Source organism: Microcoleus sp. S13_C3, from assembly GCF_036700905.1.
GTDB lineage: Bacteria > Cyanobacteriota > Cyanobacteriia > Cyanobacteriales > Microcoleaceae > Microcoleus.
Genome location: NZ_JAUBPT010000017.1, coordinates 46,895 through 58,084, shown reverse-complemented (window position 1 = coordinate 58,084; position 11,190 = coordinate 46,895). Strand labels below are relative to the sequence as shown.

The window sequence follows — 11,190 nt, the reverse complement described above, 5'->3', positions numbered from 1 at the left end:
GGGTCAGTCCGAGGAACATCGGTAAAGTCTTCAATGAAACGCGGTTTGTTAGGATTGGGGTCGCCATCAGGGTCAGTCCGAGGAACATCGGTAAAGTCTTCAATGAAACGCGGTTTGTTAGGATTGGGGTCGCCATCAGGGTCAGTCCGAGGAACATCGGTAAAGTCTTCAAAAGCACCGAATTTATTGTGATTGGGATTTGCCGGCTTACCTGCATCGTCTTCTCTGCTAGGAACATCGGTCTGGTCTTCAATAAAATGGAAGGTAGCGGTAGAAACTTGAGCATCGGTGATAATTCTAAGTTCTGTCATGGGAGTAATTCCTATTTGTGACTATTTTTTGAGTTTGCGAAAGTGATAATTGTTTGTATTTATGTCCTGCACTTTTCGCTTTCTGTTATCAGTTTCTTTCTAAAACTCCCGAACTGCAATGGTGATAAAATCAGGTCTTAGAGGAATCGAGCGATAGCTTGAGTATCTGAATTTATAGGGAAAAATCAGGTCTAGCCTGACAAAGCATTACCTAAATAGGAAAAAATCAGGTTTTTTAGTCAACCTCTAGACTGTCAGAGCGGTTATCGTATTATCAACTCTAGAATTAGGTGCAGGCAATGATGCGAGAGTATCCAGCAGATACGGTCAATAAAAAACAAAGCGATCGCCCTCAGTCTTTTGTAAACTGAAAGAGCGATCGCGCTGCCTCAATTAGGCAATTAATTAGCCAAGAATAGGAGGGGTCCAAATGAACACCTGAGTGGAGTTGACATTCGTTAAGTTTACTTCTTGCACAACACCAATTAAATCACCCTTGTAGAAGGCTCCACTATCTTGGGCATTGCTACCTTTCCAGTTGCTAAACCCTCAGCCCCAACTTTTAAAAGTGAAGTCGGAGAAGGATATATTTGTTGTGTCTGGAAGAACACCAATCAAATTTCTTACCCCCGAATTATATTGGAAATAGATAAGAGTGTCTTTAGCACTGCCACCAACTAGGTTGATATCCTTTTCAAGCTCGTAGTTAGATTGGTTACCCACAACTTGGACTTTATCACCATCTTTCTTCTTAAAGTCTGTAATTGTGGCGTAATAGTCCGTATTGGATTGATCGTCCAATTTGTAGAAAACGCCGAGTAACTGGTTGCCCAGCACGAACGTGTCCGCGCCTCCGTTACCTGTGAGGGTATCCTCTTCATCCGCCATTCCGCCCCATCCAACAAGAAAGTCATTACCAGAACCGCCATAGAGAATGTCATCGTTATAGCCGCCATGAAGAATATCGTCGCCTTGCTGGCCATAGAGAGTATCATAACCTAACTCACCGGCGACAAGATCGTTACCATAACCACCATACAGGATGTCTTCACGATTACCGCCATACAGCTTGTCGTTGCCACCCAGGCCATACAATATGTCGTTTCCTGCTTTGCCATAGATTGAGTCAGCTTGATCGGTCCCCACTAATGATTTGTGCAACTTACCGTCGCCGTTAACAGTATTGTTGTCATTGAATCCAGTACCGTTGATAGTTGCCATTTCAGTTGTTCCTGTATATTTCAAATTAATTGATTTATTGAGAAGTAATGCTGGCAGTTGGTATTTGTTTGCTGCACTTTTCACTTCCTGTTATCAGTTTGTTGCTAAAACTCCTGAACCGCCAGGGTGATAAAATCAGGTATTATAGGAACTGATAAATAGCTGGAGAGTCGGAATTTATAGGAAAAAATCAGGTGCATCTCGATAAAAATCAGAAAAAGTCAGGTTTTTTGGTAAATCTCTACACAGTCAGGTTTGCGATCGTATAATTAAGGCTCTATTTTGATGCAGGCGATGAATAAAAATCCAGTTAGTTATGAATATCAGATTGGCGGGAGTCTCCCAGCAGAGGCGTCGAGTTACGTGATGCGGCAAGCAGACTTGGACTTTTACGAATGTTTGAAGGCCAATGAGTTTTGTTACGTGCTGAATTCGCGGCAAATGGGCAAATCTAGTTTGCGGGTGCGGACGATGCAAAGACTGCAAGCGGAAGGGTTTGTCTGTGCTTTTATTGACCTAACCGGAATTGGCAAGGAAGATGTAACGGCAGAAAAGTGGTACGCCGGACTTGTGCAATCTCTGGTAAGCAGCTATCAGCTTGGCAAAAAATTTCAATGGCGAACTTGGTGGAAAGAGCAGCGGGAATTATTGTCACCAGTGCAGCGGTTTAGTTTGTTTATTGAGGAAGTTTTATTAGTAGAAATAGAACAAAATATTGTAATTTTTGTAGATGAAATTGACAGAGTTTTGAGCCTAAATTTTTCCCTGGATGATTTTTTTGCTTTAATTAGGTTTTTCTATAACCGACGAGTGGATGAGCCAAAATATCAGCGTCTCACATTTGCTTTGTTGGGAGTGGCGACTCCTTCGGATTTGATTGCGGATAAAACCCAAACACCATTTAATATTGGTAGAGCGATCGCACTCAACGGCTTCCAACTTCACGAAGTCCAACCGTTAAGCGATGGGTTGACGGGAAAAGTGAGCAATCCCCAAGAAGCGATAGCACAAATTCTAGACTGGACCGGCGGACAACCTTTTCTTACCCAAAAGCTGTGCAAGCTGATAATTGAAGCATCAGCATTGGGAAATTACCCATCGGTTGAACAGGTGGTGAAGTCGCGAATTATTGAAAATTGGGAATCCCAAGATGAACCTGAACATTTAAAGACAATTCGCGATCGCATCCTGAGAAATCAGCAAAAAGCCGGGCAGTTGTTGGGGTTATATCAGCAAATTTTGGAATCCGGGAACCCCCCCCACCCCCCCCTGAGCAAGGGGGGGCTAAATGCTCCTGCACCCCTTACTCAGACAGAAATAGCCGCTCTTACTCCCGCCCTTAACAAGGAGGGGCTGGGGGAGGTTCTTGCTGATGGCAGTCCCGAACAAACAGAATTGCGACTGTCAGGTTTAGTCGTGCAACAGCAGGGAGAATTAAAAGTTTACAACCGGATTTACGAGCAAATATTTAATCGGAACTGGCTAGAAAAACAATTAGAAAAGCTGCGCCCTTACTTCGAGGTTTTTAATGCTTGGGTAGCTTCCAACTATCAGGATGAATCGCGACTGTTGCGAGGAAAAGCCTTGCAAGATGCACTTTCGTGGTCAACTAATCAAAGTTTAAGTCCGCTCGATTATCGTTTTTTAGCCGCTAGCCAAGATTTTGATAAGCGAGAAGTGCAACAGGCTTTAGCTGTTAAAGAAGAAGAAGGTAAGATATTAGCTAAGGCGAATGATACCTTAGTTTCGGCTCAACAACAAGCAAAAGTAGAATTTACTCAAGCCAAGCGCAGGGCTACGCGGATCATTGCTATCGGTTCTGTAGTCTTGGGAATTTCTGTAATCACAGCAATCTCCATCCAATTACAAGTAAAAAAAGCTCAACAGGAACTAGCCGAACGACAAGTAGTCCTGCAAACATTATTCTCTAAAGCAGCTTTAGTTTCCGATCCTTTTGAAGCACTGTTGAAAGCATTACAAGCAGCGCAGCAGATGAAAAAATTAGAACGCTCAGCCACCAACGATACACAGTTGCAGGTAATGAGGGGACTGCAACAAGCAATATATCAGGTTAGAGAAAGCGATCGCGCGATCGGTCATAGCGGGGCTATCAGAAGTGTAACTTTCAGTCCCGATGGCAAAATTTTTGCTTCTGCTAGCGAAGATAAGACAGTAAAACTGTGGAATGCTAGACCAGCTACATTAATATCAACCCTGACAGGACATACTGGTAGAATTTCGAGTCTGAGTTTTCATCCTAATGGCAAGATTTTGGCTTCTGGTAGTGAAGATGGTACCGTCAAGTTGTGGGATGTAACGCACAGCACTTTAATTAAAACTATTAAGGCTCATCATAGCTGGGTGAGAACTGTTAGTTTTAGTCCTGATGGTCAAATTCTCGCTTCCTGTAGCTCCGCTGGCTTTATCAATTTGTGGAACCTAGCAGATGCTACATTATTAAAAAGTCTGAAAGCACATACCGGTGTCGTTACTCATATTAGTTTTAGTCCCGATAATCAAACTCTCGCTTCTGCGAGTTTTGATACAACCGTGAGGCTTTGGAATATTCACGATGGCACCCTGATAAATACTCTGGAAGGTCATAAAAGTCATACCAGAAGTGTCAGTTTTAGTCCCGATGGTAAAACCTTAGCTTCTACCGATGAAGACGGCATAGTGAAACTGTGGAATGTAGCAGATGGAAGTTTACTGCAAAACCTCCCAACCCATCGCAGGGCTGTCTGGAGTGCAATTTTTAGTCCAGATGGCAAAACTCTAGCCACTATCAGTTCCGATAGTAAAGTCAAGTTGTGGAATTTAGAGGATATAAACGACAACACAACCGAACCACAACTTCTCAAAGGACATCGCGGGATAATTTTGAGTATCGGTTTTAGTCCAGATGGCAAAACTCTGGTTTCTGGAAGTTTTGATAATGCAATCAAGCTATGGAATTTAGAGGTTAGGGAACCGCAAACGATTAAAGGAAATAGCACTAATGTTCAAAATGTAAGTTTTAGTCCCGATGGTAAAATTCTTGCTTCCGGTAGCGACGACTTTAAAATAAAGCTATGGAATAGCAAAAATGGCACTTTACTCCAAACTCTTAACGGTCATCAAGGTCGGGTGCTAAGTGTTAGTTTTAGTCGGGATGGTAATATGTTAGCTTCCGGCAGTGATGACAAAACAGTGAAGTTGTGGAATGTGCAAGATGGTAGATTACTAAAAACTCTCAACGGTCATAGTGCTTGGGTGAGAAGCGTTCGCTTTAGTCCAGATGGAAAGACATTTGTTTCTGGCAGTTATGATAATACGGTAAAACTTTGGAATATAGCAGATGGTAGGTTGCTGCAAACTTTTAAACAAGCTCGGAGTGTAACAGATTTAAGTTTTAGTCCCGATGGAAAAGCTCTAGCTGTGGCTTGTACTGACGGTAATATAATGGTATTTAATTTAGAAGCAGCTACTTTAACGCAGGCTTTTCCTGCCCATAGCGGTTGGGCAAATACCGTTAGTTTTAGTCCCAATGGTAAAATTTTAGCTTCGGGTGGTTCGGACAGTAGAGTAAAACTATGGAATGCAGAAAATGGCCGATTATTGTTTACCCTAGAAGGACATTTATCGGATGTAACTAATATTAGTTTCAGTCCCGATGGCAAGATTTTAGCTTCCTCTAGTCAGGAGGGTAATGTGAGGGTGTGGAATCTAGAAAATGGTCTAGAAATATCAACCCTAGAAGGACACCTCGGCAGCGTTACCAGCGTTATGTTTAGTCCCGATGGCAAAACACTGGCTTCTGCTGGCATTGACAATACTATCAAGTTGTGGAATTTAGAACTTGATTTAGATAATTTAATCGGGCGGGGTTGCTTGTGGCTAAAAGATTACCTTGCTTCCTATCCTGAAGAGGCGAGAAAATTTAGCAAAATCTGTAAATAAATAATTTATGGCTGAGCAATTATATTGCCAATCATCCCGAAGAAAAAGCGATCGCAGAAATCTGCAATCCTTAAAAAACAGGATTTACACAACTGGCACTTTAAACAAAGGTATGTTGTTGCGCTTGGGCGCTCTTTCATATCCTAAGAGCGCCCAAGCGCAATAACATACCTAAAAGTCTTGTGACAGTTGCGTAAGTCCTGAGATTAAAGAATTGGCAACGACTAATGAACTAAGGGTTTGCTTCACAGCCCTACAGTTGCATTCTTTTTTTACTGGTATAAACAAGCGCCCAACATATAGCTGGGTATTTAAATTTGTTTTGTAGGTAGTCTGACAGTAATTACTTCTTTGGGAGACATTTTAATTGTCAAAAATGCTATTTTTTTGAAATAATAAACATTACTTAATTTTGGCTTTCACGGCCCTAGATTCCACTGTGAATCCTGGAATATCTGGCAATTCGGTTTCGCTCAAAATGTACTGTTCGCAAACCAAACTCAAACGAGTTCCGGTACTTTTAACAGCGTTGACAGAGTGAGTCAAATCTCCTTGAAAATAGATCAGCGAGTTTGCTTGTGGCTTAATCTGCCCGACTTGCTGTTTGTTACGCCGCAGTATCAACTCTCCCCCTTGCAAGTTCGGCGGCACTTGCACGTACAAAACGCTGACGGCTGCAGGAGGTTCAACAGTTTTGCAGTACGATCGCAAAGATCGATCGATATGCGGATCGACGCGGGAACCTTCACCCAGCAACAAAGGGTTGAGGTAAAAAGCATTGCATTCAGGCAGTAATGCTTGGTCTAGATAGGGTTTGAACAAGGGAAACCGCCGTTCTACTTCGGCGATTTCCGCACGTTGAAACACTACGGAAAACCCTTTTGTGCCAATGAAATCGCGATTGAGGTTGTTGATTGCTAGATAAGGGGAGGCTAGAATTGCTCCTCGCAAGTCGTTGAGGTAGTCGATCGAGAAAGCGTTAGGATGTTGGCTATAGTATTTCAAGGCACTCAAAAATCATCAAAGTTTAAGGAAACAGCAGATAGAAATGCAGCAATCGCTCAGACTTGGGATTGCTTCGTTCCTCGCGGAGGACATAATAATCTTAATTTCAGTCAGCGTACTTAAGTCAAAGGTTTTTCTTAGCTGCGGGCGATCGCCCGGAAGTGTCGCAACCGACTAGCAACTGCCAATATTACTATACAGGCGATCGTTGTGGTGAGAAGATTATATTTGCGAGCCCATTATACATGATGCCGCTGGGCAGCCGATCGCCCATTTATTTTAACTTGTCCAATTGCAGGGGCGAGCATAATTTGGGCGATCGCATCCGGCCTCTGTTTTATCACCGATTTCTTGAGTTGGCTAGCTGGAAAACCGATGGGTGTTGGCGCTGTGTAGGAAACATCTTGCTAAAACAAGCAATCCGTGCATTAGGTCAAACTGCTGGAGGGGCGATCGATCATATCTAACTGGCGATAGAACGTTAATAAAGTTTACAAATAGAGGGTGGTCTAAAAAACACCAGCAGTCGCAACAGTTACTAAGTAATTATTTCAGATTAAATTAATATTTCACAGAGTGGAAAAAAGCCAAGCTGCCAGCTATAATTAAAGAGTAAGTGAAAAAAAACAAGTCGCTAAAACGATATGGCAACAACATTGTACGAAAAAATGGGTGGAGAGCCAGCCATTAAAGAGATAGTCGATGATTTTTACCGCGATGTTTTGGCTGACGAGACAGTGAGCCATTTCTTCGATCATACAGATATGGAAAAGCAGCGCCGCCATCAAACTGCTTTTATCTCTTATGCCCTCGGCGGCATGAAGCAATACTCAGGCCGTTCAATGGAGAAAGCACACGCAGGTTTAAATTTACAGCCTGAACACTTTGATGCAATTGTGAAGCATTTGACAGATGCAATAGTTGCCCACGGGGCGTCGCAAGAAGATCTCGATGAAGCGCTAGGTAAGGTAGCGACTTTGAAAGAAGCTGTTTTGTACAAGTAAAATCGAGTGAGGGCAAGAGGGTTTTTGCAGCCACTAGAATAGTGATGAAAGTGGAGATTTCGTAATTGTGCAGCGAAAGCTCCACTTTGTTTTTTGCCGGATATAAGGAACCCCGAAGAGGCGAAGGAAGTAGCCTGTAGGGTTCGTCAGCTCGCTCACTTATTAGGCAAGAAAAACGCTGCGGCCCGTGGCACCCTACAATACTATTTTAAATGCGTAACAGCTTAAGTAGATTTAGTAAAGTACAGTAATTGTTCGGCCATCCATGAGAGCGACGCTGATTGTTTCTTCGGTGAAGTACAGGTTTTTAACTCTATCGCCGGCAACCTCATGCCACCGCATATCCGGTATGAGGGCGGGCGTTGGGCGGTTGAAACCCCAAGACAATCTGATCTTTCCCAATCCCGGCTTCGACTAGCTCATTTGTAATCCCATCCTCAATGCCATCGCGTTGAATCCAAATTTTGTCATCAATAATTTGGACGTGAGTTATACATCCATGCACTCGCCGTTTTTGCTGCCAACCCACATCAAACAGCATAAAGTGATTGCGATCGCGATCGACAATTAAGTGCTGATCGATTTCTCCAAAAGAATAGGGAATTTCTGCATACTTTCTTAAAATGGTCTCGATCGTTTGCCGATAAAACTCTAAGTTATCCATCTTCTAACCTCCGCTGTGTTCGCATCAAAAATTAGCAATTTTAAGTGATTGATTTCAACCATTAATTGTGGCAGCTCCTCTGAAAAAAAATCTAAAAACACGCTTTCTGGAATGGCTAAGTACAACAAACGCGCCGAATTCTGCCGCTCCAAAACTTGTGAATACATGATGTATTGACCTAGCGCCTGCTCCAAATCATGTACGGGTGATGGGCCGATAAAGCTTTTCACCTCCACTGCAATCCGCTGACCTTCTTTCTCTGCTGCCAATAACTTCTGTGCACCCAAATCTATATAAGCCGAGCGTCCTCCTATCTTCAAGGTTAAGGGATCGTTAGTAATCGTCCAACCATCATTTTCTAGAGCCGTTCTCACCGTATTGTGGTAAATGTCTTTAGCCATCTTCAGAGTACCTCATCCAACTTAATGTCGGCTCCTTGTCGCCCATTATACCCTGGCTACGGGTGGGGAATACTCAGTTTGGCTATAGTTCAGCCTTTTGCCAGATGACAACCCTTAACTGCTCATAGCAAAATCGATAATATTTCGAGTCAGAGTGTATGCCGCAATACTTCGGAAAACTCCAAACAACCGAACAGCCTTGGTCAATTATTGGCTCTGTACAATCGATCGATAAAACCGATTCCCTACGGGATAGCTGCGCTTCACGCACAATTCACTTCAACTGTACCAATTCCTCTCTCAAAATCAGCATCCTCGCACCGAATTTAATCCGAGTGCGAATGTTCCCAAACCCCCCCCAACTAGGGCGGGCACGGGGGCACCGCCCCTACAAGGGGGAGGAAGAAATTATAGACCAATCCCCCCTTAGTAAGGGGGGGCTAGGGGGGGTAGAAAGCCGATCGCACTCAATAACAGTCCCTGACGAAGAGTGGGAAATTACACCATTTGAAGTGCGAGAAACCGAGGAAAAAATAGAAATTGAAACATCACAAATATTAATTTCCGTAAAGCGAGATCGCCCTGCAATCGAATGCTTTGACAAATCGGGAAAACCCTTTGCTAGCGACTGCGATCGCAGTATGGGATGGCGCGCAGGCGCAACCGCAGGCTGGAAGCGCATCGAAGCAGACGAGCACTTCTACGGTTTCGGGGAACGCACCGGCTTTCTCGACAAACTCTCCGAAGTCAAGACAAACTGGACAACCGACTCCCTCGACTACAATTCCCTCACCGATGAAATGTACCAGGCGATTCCATTTTTTATCGCCCTGAATCCCGATCGCGCTTACGGCATTTTCTTCAACACTACATTTTGGAGTCAATTCGACATCGGCGCGGAACAACCGGGGGTTTTGCGGATGGAAACCAGAGGCCCGGAACTCGACTACTACATCATTTACGGCCCGGAACCCGCCCAAATTATCGCCACCTACACGCAGTTAACCGGCCGGATGCCGCTTCCGCCAAAATGGGCGCTGGGATACCACCAATGCCGCTGGAGCTACGAATCCGAGGACATTGTGCGCGAGTTGGCGAAGGAATTTCGCGATCGGGCGATTCCCTGCGATGTCATCCACCTCGACATCGACTATATGCGCGGCTACCGCGTTTTTACCTGGAGCCCGAAGCGTTTCCCCGATCCCGCGAAACTGATCGCAGACTTGAAAGCAGCGGGTTTTAAGGTTGTCACGATTGTCGATCCCGGTGTCAAGTACGAACCGGAAGGAGATTATGAAGTATTCGATCGGGGTGTGGAGAATGACTATTTCGTCCGCACCGCAGAGGGAAAGCTATTCCACGGTTACGTTTGGCCGGACAAAGCGGTGTTTCCCGACTTCCTGCGGCCGGAGGTGCGCCAGTGGTGGGGCGAATTGCACAAAACTCTTACAGATGTTGGGATTGCGGGGATTTGGAACGACATGAACGAACCTGCGATCGCAGAACGGCCTTTTGGTGACGGCGGCGAACACATCAGCTTTCCCCTGGATGCACCGCAAGGCCCGGAATCCGATCGCGCTACCCACGCGGAAACGCACAATTTGTATGGGTTGATGATGGCGAAAGCTTGTGCTGAGGGGTTGCAAAAAGTGCGATCTGGCGATCGATCTTTTGTGCTGACGCGATCGGGTTTTGCGGGCGTTCAGCGTTACTCCTCGGTGTGGATGGGCGACAATCAATCGCAGTGGGAACACTTAGAAATGTCGCTACCAATGCTTTGCAACATGGGGCTTTCCGGCGTGGCGTTTGTCGGTTGCGACATCGGCGGTTTTGCGGGGAATGCAACCGCTGAATTGTTCGCGCGGTGGATGCAGGTGGGGATGCTGTATCCCTTGATGCGCGGTCATTCGGCGATGAGTACGGCGCAGCACGAACCGTGGGTGTTTGGCGATCGCACTGAGAAGATTTGCCGCGAATACATCAATTTGCGCTATCAGTTGTTGCCTTATATTTACACGTTGTTTTGGGAAGCTGCGACGACGGGAACGCCGATTTTGCGACCGTTACTATATCACTTTCCGCGCGATCGCACAACTTATCACCTTTACGATCAAGTATTACTCGGCCCGTCGCTGATGGCTGCACCTGTTTACCGCCCTGGAGTTGAGCATCGCGCTGTGTATTTGCCGGAGGGGACTTGGTACGATTGGTGGACGGGTGAATGCTATCACGGCCCGATGCACATTTTAGCTTATGCACCTTTGGAGAGAATGCCGCTTTACGTGCGGGGTGGGGGCATAATTGCGCTCGCACCTGTGAGGCAATTTGTCAGCGAAGAACCGCTTGAGTCATTAAAAATGCGAATTTGGCCCGGAAGCGGTGAATGGACGCTTTATGAGGACGATGGACACAGTTTTGAACATGAAAAAGGTATCTGGGCAATGACTAATTACAAGGTGTATTTGGAAGGGGACAAAAGTATCGTTGAAATTGCCGCGCGCGAGGGTCAATTTTTGATATCAGAACGCGAAGTTATTGTGGAAGTTGTTGGCGTTGGCGAACAGCGATTTACAGATGATGGTACGGTGCGGCGTTTGACATTTGGATAGTTTTGGCATCATATCAAATCCGGTAGCATCGTCCTG

General features: G+C 45.1%; 9 protein-coding genes. 4 read left to right on the top strand and 5 right to left on the bottom strand.

Annotated features, from left to right (window positions below; genetic code table 11):
- Positions 1-311, bottom strand: a 311-nt coding sequence (locus tag QUA16_RS07480) for a hypothetical protein (protein ID WP_333181074.1), incomplete at its 3' end; no start/stop codon positions are given.
- Positions 312-860: 549 nt separating this feature from the next.
- Positions 861-1,616, bottom strand: a complete 756-nt coding sequence (locus QUA16_RS07475; RefSeq protein ID WP_333102643.1) for a calcium-binding protein — start codon at positions 1,614-1,616, stop codon at positions 861-863.
- Positions 1,617-1,826: 210 nt separating this feature from the next.
- On the opposite strand from QUA16_RS07475, the gene QUA16_RS07470 reads away from it, so the two are divergent.
- On the top strand, positions 1,827-5,471 hold the full coding sequence (locus tag QUA16_RS07470; protein WP_333102644.1) for a WD40 domain-containing protein: 3,645 nt from the start codon (positions 1,827-1,829) through the stop codon (positions 5,469-5,471).
- Between the two features lie 402 nt (positions 5,472-5,873).
- Here the strand turns inward: QUA16_RS07470 and QUA16_RS07465 are convergent, their stop codons facing one another.
- Positions 5,874-6,485 (bottom strand): 2OG-Fe(II) oxygenase, encoded by a 612-nt coding sequence (locus QUA16_RS07465; RefSeq protein ID WP_333181072.1) that lies wholly within the window; start codon positions 6,483-6,485, stop codon positions 5,874-5,876.
- A 152-nt stretch (positions 6,486-6,637) separates the two neighbouring features.
- Between QUA16_RS07465 and QUA16_RS07460 the strand changes: the two genes are divergently transcribed.
- Positions 6,638-6,943, top strand: coding sequence for a hypothetical protein (locus QUA16_RS07460; protein WP_333102646.1), 306 nt, complete (start codon positions 6,638-6,640; stop codon positions 6,941-6,943).
- 177 nt (positions 6,944-7,120) lie between these two features.
- Positions 7,121-7,480: a group 1 truncated hemoglobin gene (locus tag QUA16_RS07455; protein WP_333102647.1), complete on the top strand. Its 360-nt coding sequence runs from the start codon at positions 7,121-7,123 to the stop codon at positions 7,478-7,480.
- 328 nt (positions 7,481-7,808) lie between these two features.
- Here the strand turns inward: QUA16_RS07455 and QUA16_RS07450 are convergent, their stop codons facing one another.
- Positions 7,809-8,144 (bottom strand): XisI protein, encoded by a 336-nt coding sequence (locus tag QUA16_RS07450; RefSeq protein ID WP_333102648.1) that lies wholly within the window; start codon positions 8,142-8,144, stop codon positions 7,809-7,811.
- A complete protein-coding gene (locus tag QUA16_RS07445) occupies positions 8,132-8,545 on the bottom strand; it encodes an element excision factor XisH family protein (protein ID WP_333102649.1) in 414 nt (137 codons plus the stop codon). Before QUA16_RS07445 ends, QUA16_RS07450 begins: the two co-directional genes overlap by 13 nt.
- A 158-nt stretch (positions 8,546-8,703) precedes the next feature.
- Here QUA16_RS07445 and QUA16_RS07440 point away from each other — a divergent pair, with 158 nt between their 5' ends.
- Complete coding sequence (locus QUA16_RS07440; protein ID WP_333102650.1) at positions 8,704-11,154, top strand: TIM-barrel domain-containing protein; 2,451 nt, start codon at positions 8,704-8,706, stop codon at positions 11,152-11,154.
- Positions 11,155-11,190: the final 36 nt, after the last annotated feature.

What these genes read in the sequence shown, in the direction of transcription:
- QUA16_RS07470 (WP_333102644.1), top strand. Translation starts at nt 1,827, where the DNA reads ATGAATAAAAATCCAGTTAGTTATGAATATCAGATTGGCGGGAGTCTC.
- QUA16_RS07455 (WP_333102647.1), top strand. Translation starts at nt 7,121, where the DNA reads ATGGCAACAACATTGTACGAAAAAATGGGTGGAGAGCCAGCCATTAAA.
- QUA16_RS07450 (WP_333102648.1), bottom strand. Translation starts at nt 8,144, where the DNA reads ATGGATAACTTAGAGTTTTATCGGCAAACGATCGAGACCATTTTAAGA.
- QUA16_RS07445 (WP_333102649.1), bottom strand. Translation starts at nt 8,545, where the DNA reads ATGGCTAAAGACATTTACCACAATACGGTGAGAACGGCTCTAGAAAAT.
- QUA16_RS07440 (WP_333102650.1), top strand. Translation starts at nt 8,704, where the DNA reads ATGCCGCAATACTTCGGAAAACTCCAAACAACCGAACAGCCTTGGTCA.